The organism is Acinetobacter sp. AC1-2, assembly GCF_016124155.1.
Taxonomy (GTDB): domain Bacteria; phylum Pseudomonadota; class Gammaproteobacteria; order Pseudomonadales; family Moraxellaceae; genus Acinetobacter; species Acinetobacter calcoaceticus.
In genome coordinates this window covers 85,725-103,729 of record NZ_JABFFO010000005.1, presented here as the reverse complement: position 1 = coordinate 103,729, position 18,005 = coordinate 85,725, and the positions used below count along the sequence as shown (strand labels likewise).

Annotated in this window: 19 protein-coding genes and 2 pseudogenes; 16 read left to right on the top strand and 5 right to left on the bottom strand. The window is 37.1% G+C overall.

Translation table 11 applies throughout. From position 1 onward, the window contains the following. The first annotated feature begins 198 nt into the window (after positions 1 to 198). From HL290_RS15265 to HL290_RS15250, 4 genes are all read left to right on the top strand, one after another. Positions 199 to 714, top strand: coding sequence for a hypothetical protein (locus HL290_RS15265; RefSeq protein WP_045437454.1), 516 nt, complete (start codon positions 199 to 201; stop codon positions 712 to 714). Positions 715 to 1,116: 402 nt separating this feature from the next. Next, the gene (locus tag HL290_RS15260) at positions 1,117 to 1,596 is read left to right on the top strand and encodes a DUF2569 domain-containing protein (RefSeq protein ID WP_198496921.1); all 480 of its coding nucleotides are present in this window, start codon (positions 1,117 to 1,119) and stop codon (positions 1,594 to 1,596) included. A gap of 346 nt (positions 1,597 to 1,942) precedes the next feature. Further along, the gene (locus tag HL290_RS15255) at positions 1,943 to 2,077 is read left to right on the top strand and encodes a zinc ribbon-containing protein (protein ID WP_004640417.1); all 135 of its coding nucleotides are present in this window, start codon (positions 1,943 to 1,945) and stop codon (positions 2,075 to 2,077) included. 122 nt (positions 2,078 to 2,199) lie between these two features. Next, positions 2,200 to 2,778, top strand: coding sequence for a DUF4126 domain-containing protein (locus HL290_RS15250; RefSeq protein ID WP_198496920.1), 579 nt, complete (start codon positions 2,200 to 2,202; stop codon positions 2,776 to 2,778). A 65-nt stretch (positions 2,779 to 2,843) separates the two neighbouring features. Here the strand turns inward: HL290_RS15250 and HL290_RS15245 are convergent. Beyond that, positions 2,844 to 2,948: pseudogene (locus tag HL290_RS15245) on the bottom strand (Mpo1-like protein); the annotation flags it as partial. Between the two features lie 200 nt (positions 2,949 to 3,148). On the opposite strand from HL290_RS15245, the gene HL290_RS15240 reads away from it, so the two are divergent. The 3 genes and pseudogenes from HL290_RS15240 to HL290_RS15230 all read left to right on the top strand — a co-directional run bounded on the left by HL290_RS15240 (position 3,149) and on the right by HL290_RS15230 (position 5,562). Beyond that, on the top strand, positions 3,149 to 4,105 hold the full coding sequence (locus tag HL290_RS15240) for a carbon-nitrogen hydrolase family protein (protein ID WP_198496919.1): 957 nt from the start codon (positions 3,149 to 3,151) through the stop codon (positions 4,103 to 4,105). A 177-nt stretch (positions 4,106 to 4,282) separates the two neighbouring features. After that, a complete protein-coding gene (locus tag HL290_RS15235; protein WP_198496918.1) occupies positions 4,283 to 4,792 on the top strand; it encodes a GNAT family N-acetyltransferase in 510 nt (169 codons plus the stop codon). Positions 4,793 to 5,060: 268 nt separating this feature from the next. Continuing rightward, positions 5,061 to 5,562 (top strand): annotated as a pseudogene (locus tag HL290_RS15230) (NUDIX hydrolase). Positions 5,563 to 5,793: 231 nt separating this feature from the next. On the opposite strand, the gene HL290_RS15225 reads toward HL290_RS15230, so the two are convergent. Beyond that, positions 5,794 to 6,138, bottom strand: coding sequence for a hypothetical protein (locus HL290_RS15225; protein WP_198496916.1), 345 nt, complete (start codon positions 6,136 to 6,138; stop codon positions 5,794 to 5,796). 115 nt (positions 6,139 to 6,253) lie between these two features. Between HL290_RS15225 and HL290_RS15220 the strand changes: the two genes are divergently transcribed. Continuing rightward, the gene (locus HL290_RS15220) at positions 6,254 to 6,673 is read left to right on the top strand and encodes an NUDIX hydrolase (protein WP_198496915.1); all 420 of its coding nucleotides are present in this window, start codon (positions 6,254 to 6,256) and stop codon (positions 6,671 to 6,673) included. Between the two features lie 104 nt (positions 6,674 to 6,777). Here the strand turns inward: HL290_RS15220 and HL290_RS15215 are convergent, their stop codons facing one another. Together HL290_RS15215 and HL290_RS15210 are read right to left on the bottom strand one after the other, a co-directional pair. Further along, on the bottom strand, positions 6,778 to 7,062 hold the full coding sequence (locus tag HL290_RS15215; protein ID WP_198496914.1) for a hypothetical protein: 285 nt from the start codon (positions 7,060 to 7,062) through the stop codon (positions 6,778 to 6,780). A 670-nt stretch (positions 7,063 to 7,732) separates the two neighbouring features. After that, positions 7,733 to 8,425 carry a tetratricopeptide repeat protein gene (locus HL290_RS15210; RefSeq protein WP_198496913.1) on the bottom strand — a complete coding sequence of 231 codons (693 nt, stop codon included), beginning with the start codon at positions 8,423 to 8,425 and terminating at the stop codon, positions 7,733 to 7,735. A 261-nt stretch (positions 8,426 to 8,686) separates the two neighbouring features. Here HL290_RS15210 and HL290_RS15205 point away from each other — a divergent pair, with 261 nt between their 5' ends. From HL290_RS15205 to HL290_RS15185, 5 genes are all read left to right on the top strand, one after another. Beyond that, positions 8,687 to 11,467, top strand: coding sequence for a type VI secretion system Vgr family protein (locus tag HL290_RS15205; protein ID WP_198496912.1), 2,781 nt, complete (start codon positions 8,687 to 8,689; stop codon positions 11,465 to 11,467). Positions 11,468 to 11,475: 8 nt separating this feature from the next. Further along, complete coding sequence (locus HL290_RS15200; RefSeq protein ID WP_198496911.1) at positions 11,476 to 12,720, top strand: hypothetical protein; 1,245 nt, start codon at positions 11,476 to 11,478, stop codon at positions 12,718 to 12,720. Continuing rightward, the gene (locus tag HL290_RS15195) at positions 12,720 to 13,082 is read left to right on the top strand and encodes a hypothetical protein (RefSeq protein ID WP_198496910.1); all 363 of its coding nucleotides are present in this window, start codon (positions 12,720 to 12,722) and stop codon (positions 13,080 to 13,082) included. Before HL290_RS15200 ends, HL290_RS15195 begins: the two co-directional genes overlap by 1 nt. A 6-nt stretch (positions 13,083 to 13,088) precedes the next feature. Continuing rightward, a complete protein-coding gene (locus HL290_RS15190; RefSeq protein WP_198496909.1) occupies positions 13,089 to 13,430 on the top strand; it encodes a hypothetical protein in 342 nt (113 codons plus the stop codon). Between the two features lie 71 nt (positions 13,431 to 13,501). Beyond that, a complete protein-coding gene (locus HL290_RS15185; protein ID WP_198496908.1) occupies positions 13,502 to 13,960 on the top strand; it encodes a hypothetical protein in 459 nt (152 codons plus the stop codon). Between the two features lie 88 nt (positions 13,961 to 14,048). On the opposite strand, the gene HL290_RS15180 is transcribed toward HL290_RS15185, so the two are convergent. Further along, positions 14,049 to 14,750, bottom strand: coding sequence for an SDR family NAD(P)-dependent oxidoreductase (locus tag HL290_RS15180; protein ID WP_004640433.1), 702 nt, complete (start codon positions 14,748 to 14,750; stop codon positions 14,049 to 14,051). A 251-nt stretch (positions 14,751 to 15,001) separates the two neighbouring features. Here HL290_RS15180 and HL290_RS15175 point away from each other — a divergent pair, with 251 nt between their 5' ends. The 3 genes from HL290_RS15175 (at position 15,002) to HL290_RS15165 (ending at position 17,977) form a co-directional block, all read left to right on the top strand. Beyond that, on the top strand, positions 15,002 to 15,586 hold the full coding sequence (locus tag HL290_RS15175; protein WP_198496907.1) for a TetR/AcrR family transcriptional regulator: 585 nt from the start codon (positions 15,002 to 15,004) through the stop codon (positions 15,584 to 15,586). Positions 15,587 to 15,784: 198 nt separating this feature from the next. After that, complete coding sequence (locus HL290_RS15170; protein WP_198496906.1) at positions 15,785 to 16,984, top strand: MFS transporter; 1,200 nt, start codon at positions 15,785 to 15,787, stop codon at positions 16,982 to 16,984. A gap of 489 nt (positions 16,985 to 17,473) precedes the next feature. Then, complete coding sequence (locus tag HL290_RS15165; protein ID WP_198496905.1) at positions 17,474 to 17,977, top strand: DUF2867 domain-containing protein; 504 nt, start codon at positions 17,474 to 17,476, stop codon at positions 17,975 to 17,977. The last annotated feature ends 28 nt before the right edge of the window (positions 17,978 to 18,005 follow it).

Here is an 18,005-nt window from a genome sequence, read left to right as displayed (position 1 = left end):
GATATAGTTTTAAAAGCCCCACTTTAGAGTGGGGTTTTTATTTATCTACACGTAGCTCATACATTATAAAAAATGACTGCATATATTATATTTTTTAAAATTATTTTATTTTTGTCATCAAATTCTCTTTAACTTACATTAAGATACGCGGCGCTTACACTTAAATATAAATCACAATAGATTTCTTGGAAAATATCAATGCGTAACTTATTCATTATTTCAATATGCTCACTTATATTAACTGCTTGTGGGACGATGCCTTATGTAAGTACAGAGTACCCTCTACGCGCAGGCTTAATTCAACCTGTGAAGGTCGTTGGCAAGGCTGATGTGACCAATGCTCAAACTTCAGATGACCGAGTGATTGTATATTCTTATATGGGCACAAAACTGGACTCTAGCATTAAGTCTATTACAGAAACGATGGTACAACAGACTCAAAAGGAACTATTGAAAAATGGTCAACCTGTTGATGGTAATGGGTCGAAATCGATTGCGATTAAAGTAAATTCATTACGTAGTACCTACACCAATCTGCTTTTCTGGCGCAGTAAAATTAAATTCGAAGTGACTTTAGGAAATGGGCAAACTATTCCATTTACTGTTCCTCATACGAGTGGTGTGTTAGTACAAGATTTAAATGGATGTATTGCTGAAGGGGTAATGACTTTACTTAATGATGCACGTGTAAGAAGCTATTTAGCAGAAAAATAAGAACATAAAAAAAGCCCAACATCCTGTTGGGCTTTTTCGTATTTGGTTGCTAGATATGACTCCTGTCGTATCTCACGCTCCTAGTGCATGAACCTATTATTGTTGTTTTATGTTCCGGAACATCCTGTTCCTGTATGAACTCATCATAGGAAAAAAGTAGGGAGTCGCCAATCCGCAAAATCCCTAAAAGTTTGTAGGTTAAAGCGTACAAAATGAAGAAATTGAGGAAGTGCCTGTGACTTATTGTTTAGATACATAAGAAGAGGTTTTTTTGTATGTGAAATAGGCGTTGTTTTACAGCATTTTGAGCAAGATTTATTGGAAGGGAAAATGGCTTATTTGTTGAAAAATTAATCTCAATATAATATAAATAATATTTATACTTAAGAATTAATAATTAAGATGGATGATATTAATAAATTAAAAGGATTGGGTGGGTGGCTAACATTAGTTGGATTTGGTTTAATTGTTTCTCCTATTAGGCTGATCGTAACGGGTTACCAGACTTACTATCCTATGTTTTCAGAAGGGATGTTTAATTTATTAACTTCAGTTGACTCTGTATATTATCACCCACTTTGGAAATATTATATTTTAGGGGAAATTGCAGTTAATACAATTTTTGTCTTAATTTCCTTGGTTTTATTATACTTATTCTTTAGAAAACACTATATTTTTCCTAAAGTCTTTATATCATTTTGTATTGCTACGATAATTTTTATTCTTATAGATGCATCATTAATAAAATTAATCCTACCTAATGAAGAGATTTTTGATAACGATACTTCTAGGGAGCTTATGAAAAGTATCTTTTATGGAATGATTTGGATTCCATATATGTTAGTTTCTAAAAGAGTAAAAGCAACTTTTGTAGAGAAATAAAGATTTTATAAAACCTACTCTAATTAATATAAAAAAAGCCCAACATCCTGTTGGGCTTTTTCGTATTTGGTTGCTAGATATGACTCCTGTCGTATCTCACGCTCCTAGTGCATGAACCTATTATTGTAGTTTTGTGTTCCGGAACATCCTGTTCCTGTATGAACTCATCATAGGAAAAAAGCGGTAAGTCGCCAATCCGCAAAATCCCTAAAAGTTTGTAAGATAAATCGTACAAATAACATTTTTTGCATTTATGCCATCATCATCGGGCGAAATGGACAATTGACAATCACTCGAACTGGGTTATATTCCTGTTTAATATCTATACGATTATAGGAACGCAATCATGGTAACAGCTGGCGAAAAACCCGGAACAGGCTTCTATTTCTGCGCTCAATGTGGCCAGAGAGTGTTTTTAGAAATTAATACAGATCGTTTACCGCCGTGCACTAAATGCTATTGCACTGAGTTTAAACGTTAAGAATAAAATAATATTTGCGTTCGCATTTAACAAAAAGCCCTGTCACCCGATGGGGCTTTTTGTTAGTTTAAAATAAGACTTACATAACAAGACCCGCGATGGGCATGAAAAAGGAAACCGTTATGGAAACAATATTGGGTTTATGTATTGGCGTGGGTTTGAGCGCTGCCTGCGGTTTTCGCGTGTTTGTGCCGTTGTTGGTGATGAGCATTGCAACCATGATGGGATGGTTTGAACCATCAAAAGGGTTTGAGTGGTTGGCCATGCCATCAGTTTGCTTGGCTTTAGGTGTGGCAACGATGTGTGAAGTTGCAGCTTATTATATTCCATGGGTCGATAATGCCTTAGACACGGTTGCAACACCTGCGGCTATGATCGCGGGTACGCTAGCGACGATGGCGGTTAGCAGTGGAGAAATGTCGCAGTTCGCCAGTTGGGCAGCAGCCATTATTGTGGGCGGTGGTACGGCAGGTGTGGTGCAAATGAGTACTGTTGCTGCACGCGGTGTTTCAACTGCAACCACAGGTGGCTTAGGGAATTTTGTAGTCGCTACAGGGGAGTGGATTGGGGCAATCTTACTTTCTGTTTCAGCTTTGCTAGTTCCCGCGCTTGTCGCAGTTGTGGTGGTTATTGCTGTTATTTTGGCAATACGTTGGATACGTCATAAAAAGCAAGAAAAGATCAGTCATTCAACATCGTGAGTTTTTAAATTTAGTTGAATAAGAAAACTTAGACGTAATTTTATAATCTAAGTTTTCCATGTATATCACCACGTCACACGTTTTAATAAAATATCTTTATACATAGTAAAATCGCAGGCGAGGCCAAAGAACGGCTGTTTAAAGGTCGCAGGTTTATTATGCTTATAAAAGATCGGCTTTTCAGTTCAAGTCTATTTCACCCGAACTTTACGCCTTATGGTGGATTTTGTGCCATCGATGTTTAGAGCTAATACTAGTTTTATCAGCGGTCGCTCTACAGAAAAATAAACCAAGTATTGAGGCAGTACGGTCAAAGTATTTCTAAGATTCGATGCTAAGCTTTTTATGAGTACTCAAAAGAATTACATATATGAAAATCGTTGCCATTCAGCCTGCATTACAGTTAGGAAAGGTTGAAGCAAATTTAAAAAAACTTGAACAATTGATTTTAGCTGCACATCAAGAGCATACGCCTGATGTGATCGTACTTCCTGAGTCGATGACTTCTCCAAACGTCTATTCACCACAGGCGTTGCTTACACCACAACCTTTGGAGGGTAAGCCCTTACAGCTTTTAATCCGCTTAGCTAAGCAATTAAATGTGGTGATCACAGGTGGATTTGTAGCGATACGTGATGGGCATACTTATGGCAGTTATGTCATGGTGGAGCGTAATGGTGATTATCATCTGCATGACAAAGATATTCCAACTGCATGGGAGCAAAACTTTTATCGTGGTGGTTCGGACGATGGGCAGGTGGATTCGACAAGCTTAAACTGTAAAGTTGCTTTGCTGTCGGGCTGGGAGTGGGCAAGATTTCGCACAGCCAAACGTGTGCGAGAACAGCAAGCACAGTTGATTTTAGGCGGAATGTGTTGGTACTCCATGCCGATTAATTGGTATGGGTTTTTGGGTACATGGATGCGTCGTGAACATGAAATATATAAACATCAAAGTGAAGCACTGCCTGCACAAATGGCACGTTTAACAGGTATTCCAGTGGTACATGCTGCCCATGTCGGAGAAATCCTGAGTGATATGCCGATGTTACCTTACGTCAAATGGTTAACGGAAATGGTGGGTGAAACACAAATCTGTGATGCTACTGGAAATGTGTTGGCACGTATGAGTTTAGCGGATGGTGAAGGGTATATCGCCGCAGAGATTGAATTGGCTGAACCTAAACCTGTCTTACCCTTACAATCACGTTATTGGATTCCTGATATGACCCTGACTTCAAAATTAGCATGGCATGTCGGCAACCTGCATGGCGGATTGATGTATCGCGTGAGACATCGACTGAAAAAGTTTCCTTGGCAAAATTAGTTGAAGTAAAAATAGATTCCAATTAAACAAATAGCGATTAACTGGTCGTGAAGATGCTCACGTGATATTAATTGAACAGTACGTTTTAGGGTGATGAGAAGAATAAGAGTTGCTATTGATAACAATATGTTATTTTTAAATTATGATTATAAAAAGAACAATTTTCGGGGGTAAGAAATGACCGTTATGTTGGTAAAACCTCATTTAAGATTTAAAGAGAGCTATCACAGCTATATCAATGAATTAGCTGATGAAGAACGTTACCCTTTGACAATGGATTTTGATCATACAAATTTTGATTCGTTTTTGAATAAACTAAGAGAGTATGAAAATGGGGAATCTTTACAGGAAGGACATGTTGCCAATATTACATATTGGCTAGTAGAAGGCAGTGAAATTATTGGTGTATCTAACTTACGACCTAAACTTAATAAACAGATTCAATATTGTGGTGGGCATATTGGTTTAGGTATTCGCCCTTCTAAACGTAGAAATGATTTTGGTTCAAAATTATTAGAGCTTACGATTCAGGAGGCCTGGAAATTAGGTTTAACGGAATTACATATACATTGTTATAAATCTAATTTAGCGTCCGCAAAAGTAATTCAAGCAAACAATGGTCGTCTTCATTCTGAAATTACTCAAGATCAAGTAGTTCAACGGTATGTTGTGAATAAAACACTATAAGAATTTTCTTTCAGATTATTTTTAAACAGCAATAAAAAAAGCCCAACATCCTGTTGGGCTTTTTCGTATTTGGTTGCTAGATATGACTCCTGTCGTATCTCACGCTCCTAGTGCATGAACCTATTATTGTAGTTTTGTGTTCCGGAACATCCTGTTCCTGTATGAACTCATCATAGGAAAAAAGCGGTAAGTCGCCAATCCGCAAAATCCCTAAAAGCTTGTAGGTTAAAACGTACATTGAGAAATAATTTAACTTTTCAAAGCGAATATGAATAATAGCCACCTTGTTACTTCAAGAAAAAAATCAAATGCGTATTAGAAAATCTTCACGACTATTAGTGATTAATGAAAATCATCAAATTTTATTATTTCAATTTACTCATACAAATGATGCTTTGGCTGGTCAATCATATTGGGCAACTGTCGGTGGAGGGCTTGAAGAAGGGGAAACCTTCGAGCAAGCAGCTTGCCGAGAGCTTTATGAAGAGTTAGGTGTAGTAAGAAGCGAAGTGGGCACTCATGTCGCAACACGAAATTTTGAAATGATGCTACCAAGTGCAGAAGTTGTGATTTCTAATGAAAGACTCTTTATTGTTTTTCTTAAAAATGAAGAAGTGAATACAGCAAATTGGTCTGAACACGAAAAGCTTGTGATTAGCAAAAGTCGTTGGTGGACGTTTGATGAACTGAGCCAAACAAATGAGATTGTTTATCCAAATAACATTCCTAATATTCTTGTAGATAGCTTGCCTGAGATTTTTAAACTCTAAAATTTTCTTAATATTCAGATATAAAAAAAGCCCGACATCCTGTCGAGCTTTTTCGTATTTGGTTGCTAGATATGACTCCTGTCGTATCTCACGCTCCTAGTGCATGAACCTATTATTGTTGTTTTATGTTCTGGAACATCCTGTTCCTGTATGAACTCATCATAGGAAAAAAGCGGGAAGTCGCCAATCCGCAAAATCCCTAAAAGTTTGTAGGTTAAAACGTACAAGAAACTATTCGTCTTGGGGTAAAGGCCAAAGAATATCCTTGTTTTGCTTGAATTTTTGATACCAATATTGGCTTATACACTCTTTATCATCTCTATCGAAATGATAAACAAATATATCTAAAGCTTCGTTTAAGTCGAGATCATAGCGAAACTTGGCAGTAGCTAAATAAGCCTGTATTTCATATAACTGATTAAATATAGGTAGAGAATCTTCATAAGTTAAGAGTTGAATTTGTTGCAGAAGTTCTTTTATTTTAAGCTCATACGTATCTAAAATTCTTGCAAGATCAATAGTTACATCTCTATAGGTTATGAGTCTTTGCTCAAATTCATCCCATGTATAGTTCATTGTAATAAATGTTCAAAAATCTAATGTAAGCAAAGAATAACTTGATTGGTTATAAAGTTGATGAGATTTTACTAAGTTTTATAATATGTAATTAAATTTAAAGAAGAAAGTGATCATGTGCTTAATAGAAAAAGTGGTTCCTGTGGTATTCAGGGAAATAAATAATAACTTGGAAATTTTAGTATTTAGACATCCATTAGCTGGAATTCAAATCGTTAAAGGTACTGTGGAACACCAAGAACAGTTAGAACATGCAGCTTTGCGCGAGCTTTATGAAGAATCTGGAATAAAGAGTGCTCAAATTCAATCATACCTAGGCAAACATATTCCTTCAGAGGCAGGGCCTGATTGGCATGTTTTTGTGTGTAGTACAGATGAGGCTTTACACGACACGTGGTCACATTTTTGTGAAGACGATAATGGATTAACTTTCGATTTTTTCTGGCACTCTTTTTTGAGTCCTCCAACAGAAGAATGGCATCCTCTTTTTAAAGAATTATTTAAATTTATTAAATCTAAATACAAGCTCAACTAACCAAACAACTTTAGGCCTCTGTGCCACAACAGACTTTAATCTTTTGCGCTGATTTAAAGTAAGAAACCATTGCAACACAGAGATAAAGGAGCTAAGCCAAACGCTTAGCCCATACTACTTTTGTCACACCGCTGCATGACGCTGAAAAAAGTAGGGGCAAAGTCCTGTGGGAGAACAGGACTTTGCAAACTGACATGTTTTAGGCGCTGCATCAGCTTAGGGGAGTAAGCCTGTTCAAGTCGCTGGTAAATACAGTCGCAACTGGTCTTGGTGTGTCCAGCTGACAGGCAAATTTTTTCAAAATCCTGTTGGGTGTGTAAGTTACAGCCCGAAATACCCAAACTACCTAGAACGAAACTTAAAGCCAAAATAGGTTTATAAATTGTCATATTATTCTCATAATGATTTATATCTATGAGTGAAATAAAATATAATTAGTTTTAAGGTTTTAAATAAATTTTAGGTAATAGTTAATCCTCCCATGCATGTAGGAAAATAAATAATTTAAGTTTTAAAATAAAAATAATTTATAAATTTAAAAAATTAGGCAATAGAAAACCCAAATTTTATAATAAAAAAATGATTAAATTGGAGAGGGAATAAGTTTGAAAAGTATCATGGTCAACTCCTTAAAAAATGGAGTCCTACCACCAGATTACCGCGAATTAATTTATGGTGGTAGAACGAAAGGGGGTTGACAGACTGGACTCGTAGAACCAGCACGCACAGGGCGTCCCCCTCCCGTCCTACCGCAAAGAAAAGGGGACGCAAGGGTCTAACGAATTATAGTAGAACTATAATCCGCTACGAGTTACGGTCTGTCAAAACCGTCTGGCAATGTAGGCCAGCAACGAGATAATAATCGGTGATTTTAATTACGTCAATTTAATATTTAAAATATTTTTGATTTAATAATAAATCTAAATATATTTTTAAAATAATAGAATTAATATTTATATTTAATTAGAAAAAATAAATAATGAAATAAGTTGTAATTGTAATGTTGTTAATAATATGGATTCATCATCTTATAAATAAAATATTATAGAGATGGCTACTTTATTCTAAACTTTTAAGAACTTCTTTGGCATCTACATCGCCTGCATCGGCAGCTTGCTGAAACCATTTCTTTGCCAGTGATAGGTTTTTCGGCGTGCCTTCACCATTTAAATACATCTGGGCCAAGTTGTACTGAGCATCACTTTCGCCATGCTCAGCCGCTTTGGTGTACCACTTAAGCGCTTGCTCATCACTTTGGGTGACGCCGTGACCTTTATTATATAGCTGAGCTAAATTATATTCTGCGGGTGGGTAGCCTTGCTCGGCAGCACGACTAAACCATTCAAAAGCCTGCCCATAATTTTGCGCAGTTCCTTCACCTTTGTTGTATAACACCCCTAAGTTATATTGCGCTTTAGCATGACCCTTAGCCGCAGCCTTAGTAAAATAATCAAAAGCGCGCTTGGCATCTTTTTCCACACCCGTGCCTGTGTAATACAACATGCCTAAACTATATTTTGCGCCCACACTTCCATTTTGGTCAGCCGCAGTTAGCCATTTAAAAGCTTGCTCATAATTTTTAACAACGCCTTGTTCGCCACTTAAAAGCATCATACCCAAATGATATTGAGCAACGGGTTGCCCTTGTTCTGCACGATATTGAATATCGGCCACACTCGGTTCAGCAAATGCTGAAGAATGAAGTGAGAAAATCACCGTAAATATATAAAAACCAGACTTTTTTATTTTCATATCTCATCCTGAATTTTATTAATTTGAGAAATTGTTTTCTTTAATATCTATTTGAATATAAAAGAAAAATATTAAATATATCTGGGTGGTTTATATCACTTTTAAATGATCTGATTTTACGGTTTAAATATCTATTTAATAAGAAGTTAACCTAAAACAGCATATTTAGACCAGTTACATTTTGAAAATGAGTATAGATAGACAGGTTAGTCTTTTTTTAATTAAAATGCGGCCTAAATATAAGTTTGATTGATAATAAAAATGCAGATGAGTGTGTCGAGTATATTGGAGCGTTTAGGCCTTGTTTCACAAAATCGTGCTGTTCATATCCAATTCTCAAATCAGTCTTTAAATCAGCAAGTCTTCTTACAACGTGTTGAAGGCGAACATACGCTCAATCAGGGCAGCGTTGCTGAGTTACTGTGTCTGTCGACGAACGCGCATATTGCATTAAAACAATTTATTGGCTGTCAGGTTGCCGTCGATCAGGTCACTGACATGGGCCAGTTTTTTAGAACGACAGGCATTATTACCGAAGCCAGCCAAGGGCAAAGCGATGGTTCACTCACCATTTATAACCTCACCTTAAAAGACCCAACTGCACTTTGGCATAAACGCCGTAATAGCCGCGTATTTATGAATAAAAGCGTGCGGGATATTAGTGAAATTCTGTTTAAAGAATGGCAGGGTAAAAGTCCGCTATTTGCTTCAAGCTTAACACTCGACACAGCAGGGTTAACTAAAGACTACGATGTGCGTCCATTTGTGATGCAGTCAAACGAAAGCGATTATGACTTTTTAACCCGTTTGTGGCGTAGTGAAGGCATTAACTGGCTGGTTGATGAATCGCAGCTTTTAGTCGCTGACCCGAGTGCGTCCATTCAGCCGCAAGTCTTACGTTTAATTGATGATAACCAAAATTATCAGGCGCTTGAACGACATAGTTTGCGCTACCAGCGCAGCAGTGCTACAGAACAGTTCGATACCATTACGCAAGTTAAGTCAGAACGCCGTTTACAGCCGACATCGGTTCATGTGCAACGCTGGCAAGCCGACGCCTTACAACAAGAAGAAGGCAGTGGCAGCGTACAAGGCACCCAGCAGCACAGCGAACATTATGACAACGCTAGCCTAAACCTTGAAGATGCATGGCATGTTAGCCCCGCTTGGATGCAAGACCTAAATGGTGAAGACCAAGCCACAGTTTCTGGTAATAGCCAGATTGAACAGTTAAACCAGCACATTAATGCTTACCATCACCTGAGCTCTAAACAGTTTACGGTCTCAGGAAACGTTCGGGATGCACAAGTGGGTTACTGGTTTGAGCTGAATGACCATCCAGAACTCGACCAACATGACAGTGCCGATAAAGAGTTCTTAATCTTAAGCAAGCACTACTATAACCAGAATAATTTACCGAAAGAATTACAGCAGCAACTTGAGCGTCTGTTGCCAAAAGACAAGCTTAAGGCAGCCCAACTCGACAGCCAAAACCCTGAGCAGCGCCACTTTGCTGAGCTGAATGTCGTTCGACGCAACATTAAAGCTGTCCCTGAATATAGCCCGCTAGAACACCGACCAGCAGCTTACCCACAGCGCGCTAGAGTGGTGGGGCTGGAAGGTGAAAGCATCCATGTCGATCAATGGGGACGCATTAAAGTCCGTTTCCTATTTACCCGAACTGACGACCATAGTCATGACGGTGGAGCAGGCAGTAACGACAATGACACCGACTCGGCTTGGGTCGATGTGCTGACCCCGTGGGCAGGCGCAGGTTATGGCGCACGCTTCCTGCCTCGCGTGGGTGAAATCGTTGTCATCGACTTCTTTGATGGCAATATTGACCGCCCATTTGTGGTAGGCCGCATTCACGAAGCTGAACGTCACCCAACCCAGTTTGACCAGAAAGGCCAGCTACCTGACACCAAAAAGCTCAGCGGCATTCGCTCCGAAGAAGTCGACGGTAAAGGCTTTAACCAACTCCGTTTTGATGACACCACAGGCCAGATCAGTGCCCAGCTACAAAGTAGCCATGCGGCAAGCCAGTTAAACCTCGGTAACTTAAGCCATCCAAAAGACAAAGCGGAAAGTGATGGTCGTGGTGAAGGCTTTGAACTGAGAACAGACCAGTGGGGTGCGGTTCGAGCTGGCAGTGGTTTACTTGTTAGTACCCATAAACAGGACCAAGCTCAAGGCGTACACCTCGATGCAATTGAGGCCAAACAACAAATAGACGGTGGCCTCAACAATGCCAAGGCACTCAGTGAAGTTGCTAAAAATCAGCAAACTGATCCTTTAGAAAATTTAGAAAACCTAAAATCCTTTATTGAAAAACTTGAACAGCAAGACAATGCAAAAGCCAAAACTTTCAAAGATGCGATTATGCTGTTGGCGAGCCCAAATAGCATCGCGCTGAGCAGTAACGAAGATATTCACTTAAGCGCAGATGGGCAGCTAAACCAAACTGCCGGAGACAGCATTAATCTGTCTACCCAAAAGAACCTGATTGCACATGCCCAAAATAAAATCAGCCTTTTTGCAGCTCAAGAAGGCGCAAGACTATATGCAGGTAAAGGTAAAGTTGAGATACAAGCGCAAGGTGATGGAGCAGATTTAATTGCCCGTAAAGCTGTTCAGATTATTTCAGCAGAAGACAAAATTGAAGCGACCGCAGCCAAAGAAATTGTACTCACTGCGGGCGGCTCTCAAGTCAAAATTACCAGTTCGGGCATTTTTATGACTACAGGCGGTAAGTTTGAAGTGAAGGCTGGGCAGCATTTGTTTATGGGGGGAGGGAGTGCAAATGCTAATGTTCCAGCATTGCCCGTGTTAGGAGAAATTAATAAATATAACTTGAGATATTTATTACAAGATAAAGATGGCAATAACTTTGCTAATCATAACTATGTCGCTTTCTTACCTAATGGAGATATTGTAGAAGGTCGTACGGATGATAAGGGATATACAGATCTATTTAAATCCTACCAACCAGAAGAGATATCGCTTCATTTATTTAAAGATGAAAAAATTGATATAGAGTAAAAAGAATAATGGCAAAGTATTATCCATATGTTGTTTTAGAAACAAATGTAAAACCTAGCTTATTAAAGTATAGGTTGTACGTTTACAATACCGTAAAAAATAAAGCAGAAACTTCAATACTTTTTACAAGTAATGAATTCAAAAAAGTAGGAAATAATCTTTATCAAACAAGATCTGCTGAGATAGATGGTAGTAAATTAGGTATTGAAGGTATAAGAGATTGTGTAATTATTATTGACTTATATCGATTAAGTATCAGTGGGAAAGAAGCTTTAGTATTAAGTAATTATATTGTGCCAGATAAGATCGAATCTTATCCTTCTGCAAATTTTAGCCAAAAAACTAAGATACCAAAAGTGCAATATAATGAAGTAACTTATGTGACCAAGGTTGTTGAAGAGAGTAAGTCTAAAAATACGTTCCAGCTAAATTTGAGCAGAGAAAGAGTTTTTCAATGCATTGATTCAGGCTGTAGGCCTGGGGAAGCTAAGGATCCATTTTCTAAGATACAGATTGAAGCTGGTTTACAAGCACGTTTAAATGAGCCTTTACCTGACCAATCTGATGCTTCTTTGTGTGGCCCAGCGGCATATTTTTTCTGTCTTATTAATTTAAGCCCGAATAAATATAAGTTCGCAGTTAAACAACTGTGGGAAACAGGAAAGACAAAGATTGGAGATTTAAATATAGAGGCAAATTTAGATGGGTGTCGTCGAGTAAAAAATTATTATAGGAAAAATGGAACTCCTAGGTTACCCCCTATTGATTGGATTACATTAGCTAGTTTACGAGAATCAGAAAATATTGCGCTACGGTTAAAAGATCCTAATCAAGAAGTTGCAGGTATTACATTATGGGGAGAACTAATAAATTGGTTTAAAAAAAGTGGATTTAGTGGGGTGAAAACTTTTCCATTTTATATTAATGGTTATAACCCTAGTTTAATTAGTGAACTTAATCAATATGCTGGAGATGGTTACTATGTGGTTAGTTTGATTTCTGCGAGTTTATTAAGTAGTGGTTCTAGTTCAGGTACGCAAAGTTTTCCCGATCATTGGATTGTTTGGACTGATAAATTAAGACAGACTAATGGTCAACCTGTAACAAATATAACAGATCCATATAAGACGGAAGTTAAATTACAAGCCTTTTCTTGGGGGGAGAATAAACAACAATTAAAATCTAGTCTGTCTCTATATGATTTTGAAAAAGCAGTTTTTTTTGCGTTAATATTAAAAAGGGAATCTTTCTAATGAAATTTAATAAATTAGCTATAATATTTTTAACTTTGAGTATTTGTGGTTGTAGTAAGGATTACAATATTGAACCGAATAAACTTCCGATAGCACATATTGGCCAAGAATATAATCAGACATTAAAAATTACTGGTGGAAGAGTCATACCACAGTCTTTTGAAGTGAAAGATAATTTTCCAAGTGATATGAATATTTCTGTTGAACCAATAGATCAAAATGAAGCGGATGCTTATAATAATTTAAAAATTTCTGGAGTTCCAAAACATAAGGGAACTTTTACTATTAATATATATGCTGGTTTTTATGCTGGTGGTGATGGGGAGCTGGATAAGACTTATGAATTTGTAGTTAAAGAATAAGAAGACATGTTTAGATATATTTTGTTAGTGCTAATGCTAAGTGGTTGTAGCAACTATGAGGTACGACCAAGAGAGTTGAGTGTTGCTCATGTCAATAAAGTATACTCTGAGAATATAAAAATTACTGGTGGGAAAGTTATAGATAAGTACTTTGAAATAGATACTAATATACCTGATGATTTGGGATTAAAAATTCAGCCAAACAATGATACTAGTGGTTTTAATGACTTTTCAATTAAAGGTATTCCCAAGTATAAAGGTGAGTATACGATAAATATTTCAACAGGATTTTATGGTCGTGGTAGTGACGAGTTGAATAAAAAATATAAATTAATTATTGTGGAATGAATACATGTATAGGTATATTTTATTGAAATAAACTACCTTTTGATTTTGTTTCCCTTAATTAAGAGGATGATGTGAAAAAGAACTTATTAATTACCATACTAACTTTATTTTTCATCATTCAGTCCTTATTAAATTATTACTTCTGGAATCGTACAAAAACACCAGAAATTCATGTTCTAGAAAAACCTTTGCGAATAGCATCAAATTTCGATAACTATGCACCATATACAATCCTTCCAGCTGGAACAATTCTATATGATGATAGTGACTCTTTGAACAGAAGGGTTATGGTTTACTTTAATTTGCAAGGTGTGGATTTTAATTTTGAAGAACAAGATCCTGATATTTTAAAGCAACCTAGTGAAGTCAGTGCTATAAGGTCGACGGACTTGCCTGATTTACTAAAAGAAATTCCTCTGACTAAAAAAGATATTTATTTAATTATTAAACATGATGACAGTATAAAAGACTCCGTACGTTCTATTCTCTTTAAAAAATACAAAATTGATCCTTCAGAATATGAGAAATAATCAAATAATTCAGCGCCATACAAACTTAAAATTAAAAAAGTTCAGAGAAGCGTAATTTATTACGCTTCTTCAGTCATAAGAAATAATTTTAAGCAGCTTGAATTGCTTCTCCACAAAGAGAAACAGTTTCTTGTTTACGTTGATGTAAGTACCAGAACTGCTCTGCAATGGTTTCAGGATGTACTGTGTAGGTCTTATCTTGTGCGCCTGATGTCCCATCAACAAAACCATTCACAATCACTTGGCTCACGTAAACATTTGAGTCAGCTAGACTATGAGCAAGTAAGTTGGTGGTTTTATATTGGGCGGCAGCAGTAATTGCTAATGATGAATATTCTTTGGCAACTAAATCTATTCCCACTGCATCGAACGCGAAAATTCCATTTGTCGATAAAATGCTGCCATGATTTTTTTCTAAATCACGTAGGCAAGCTTGTACCGTAGCAATATAGCTCGAAACGCGAATATGAAAGCTTTTGGTGAGCTCCAGTGGAGGAGTTTCTAATATGTTGCCTTCAATATCATGGGAAGCATTCCAATGAATATTTTTAATCTCTCCTAATTGATCTTTAATGCATTTAATAAGATTTGGTATGTTTTCAAGAACGGCTAAATCACATGTAAAAGCGTAAGCTTCAATACCATGTGTTTTAAGTTCTAAAATGGCCTTTTCGAGTTTTTCGGCATTTCGTGCCACTAACCCGATTTTATAGCCTTCTTTACCAAATTTATGTGCTACGGCTTTAGAAATACCTGTTCCATAACCAAAGATTATAATATTGTTGTTCATTATAAAGTTCCAAAAACCAATTATTTGGTTAGAAATAGTTTATAATATGTTTTTATAATGTATTCAAGCGAAAAAGTTATCTATAAAAAATAATACTGAAAGAGCAAAACAAAAAATCTTAAAAGCAGTAATGAGTAAGTTTGGTTTGAATGATCCAGATGGGACAACGATTGATAAAATAACTTTTAATTTGACTTATTTATCTTCATATCATAAATTAATTGGAACGATCGTTCCTGTTAAGACTGCTTATGAGAACAAAGGAATTTGAAATTGATGAAATTGCTGATGCAGCCATGCATGTTTTTTGGCGTCATGGATATGCAGCGACTTCAGTTCAAGACTTAGTTGAAGGTACAGGATTATCTAGAAGTAGCCTTTACAGTACTTTTGAAAGTAAGCAAGGGCTTTATCAAAAGGCATTACAACGATATGAACTTTTAACTACACTTAATAATGTAAAGTTGCTGTCTGGTTCAGGATCACCGAAAGAACTTATTCGGCAATTACTGATTAATGTGGTTGAAGATGAGCTAAATGATGCAGAACACAAAGGCTGTCTGGTCGCAAATGCTTGTTTAGAGTTAGCTGGTCATGATGAAGATGTCACTCAATTTGTTGTAAGTAACCTACAGAAACTACAGCATGCTTTAGAGCGTTTATTAATTAAAGCTCAACAATCTGGTGAAATTGCTTCTACTCAAAATCCGCGTGCGTTAGCAAGTTTCTTTCTAAATACTATGCAAGGTTTGCGTGTTTTAGGCAAAGGCAGCCCGCTTGAACAAAGAAAGCAATGCTTAATGGATGTGGTCGAGATTGCTTTAAACGTTTTATAAAATTCATTTAAACCTTAACTATTGTTGAGCTGAATAGTTAAGGTTTTTATTTAATTTAAACTGGAATGATCATTCCATAATGAGGATTTTTAATTCACATGGAGAATAAATGTCTTCCTATCCTAACGTTGTAAAACAAGCGTATAGCTATGCAGAGCAGGGTAAGTCCGCTGAAAAAGAATTTGAGAGTAAAGCTTTATGAATATTAAGAGTGATGAAACATCTCATCAGTTAACCGATGAGTTTTCTGCTCAATTACCAATTTGGAAACTGTTGGCTTTTACTGTTGCAGGTTTTCTGACCATCATGACAGAAACCATGCCAGCAGGGCTTTTGCCCCAAATCAGTCAAGGGCTCAATATTTCAGAGGCATACGCAGGGCAGCTTATTGCAGTGTATGCCTTAGGCTCGGTTTTAGCGGCAATACCTCTCATTAGTCTTACTCGTAGTTGGAATCGGAGACCCTTGTTACTCAGTGCGATTGCAGGGTTACTTTTATTTAATGCGATTACTGCTTTATCAAATGATTATATTTTGACTTTGATTGCTCGTTTCATTGCAGGTATGGCGGCGGGCGTTATATGGGGGCTTTTAGCGGGTTATGTAAGACGGATGGTCCCAGCATCTTATCAAGGTCGAGCTTTAGCAATTGCTGGGGTTGGGCAGCCAATTGCTTTATCGATTGGTGTGCCTTTGGGTGCTTGGTTGGGAACGCTGTTTGAGTGGCGTGGCGTATTTTGGATAATGTCTGTATTGGCATTGATTTTATTTGTCTGGATTCGTTTTAGTATTCCTGATTTTGCGGGACAGTCAGCACAAAAAAGGTTGCCCATTTTAAAAGTTCTTTTAATGCCCGGCATTAGAGCTGTTTTAGCAGTCGTATTCCTTTGGATATTAGCCCATAGCATTCTTTATACTTATATTTCGCCTTTCTTGGCCTCGACAGGGCAGGCATACAAAGTCGGGACGATACTTTTTGTATTTGGTATTTCTTCAATTGTAGGCATCTTGATTACAGGTGTGTTTATCGATCGATCATTAAGAAAAATAACGCTTTTAAGCTTATTTGTATTTGCTATTGCAACAATACTGTTAGGTGCTTACAGTTCTTCGAGTTTTGTAGTTATAACTGGCGTAGTGCTATGGGGAGTAACTTTTGGCGGTGCTCCAACATTATTACAAACAGCCTTAGCAAGTACAGCGGGTCATGAGGCAGATGTCACACAGTCCATGTTGGTCACTATGTTTAACCTTGCTATCGCATTCGGTGGAATGGTTGGCGGTGGGCTACTTGAAAGTTTTGGCCCAGGTTCTTTTCCATGGATTATGCTGGTTTTTGCTCTCATCGCGTTATGCACCGTTTACAATGCTCGTAAGCATGGTTTTATTTCTTCATAAAAAGATTTTTGCCCTTCATGACTGAAGAAGTGAAGGGTGGTTTAATTTTTATATTTTGATGCAATGCTAGAAAAAATAGTTAATGAGTTGGTAAAATAAACCGTAAAATACAAATAAAATGGAATTTAAATTTAACTAATTATAGTGAAATGGGAATAAATTCTTTTTAATTTACTTAATGGCGTAAAAGTTTCCAAAAATAGTTAAAATTAGCTGTTCTTAGAAAAACAATCCCGCAGGGTGCTGGCTAAACTATATCTCAAGGGTGTGATAGGGATCGAAAAGAGTAGCATGCACCAAAACGTATAACGTTAGTGTGTACTCACCCAAAAGGTCTCGATTCGGCTTAGGACGCTATAGATCAAAAGTTTATAGGCATAAGGTTCTAACTTACAAAGTTATAATTGTTGAAGTAAACCATAGATGTTTTCCCTTGACACCCTAAAAAATTCTCTATAATAAAAACGATACTTTACAAGAATATAATTTATGAATAAGCCTTATCTTTCTGCCTTGCCGCATGACAGCCAAATCTCATCTCAATTGAACAATGCTTACTTCCACGATTCGTGGAGTATTGTGCTTGGCCAACCAGATCTTAATGTATTTGGGCAGCTCATTAAACTGTTCCATCACACTCCTCAATGGGTAGAGTGGAGCATGAACTTGCGCAATAAAATTACTTCAAAGATTGGGCTTAAAGATTTAGGAAGTTTTAAGCAAATTGATGCGCATAAAAAAGAAAATGAATATGTAGCTGGTGATCGGATTGGAATTTTTACCTTATTGCAACGTACCGAAAATGAGTTAGTGGTTGGCGATGACGATAAACATTTAAATGTGACTTTATCTATTTATAAGAATGAAAAGACTCAAGTACTGACTATAACCATAGTAGTGCATATTAAAAATTTGCTTGGACGACTCTACATGTTGCCTGTGATTCCTGCCCACCGAAAAATAGTACCAGCCACTTTACAGATATTGGGTTAGAGTACTATTTTTATTTACGATGTTATCT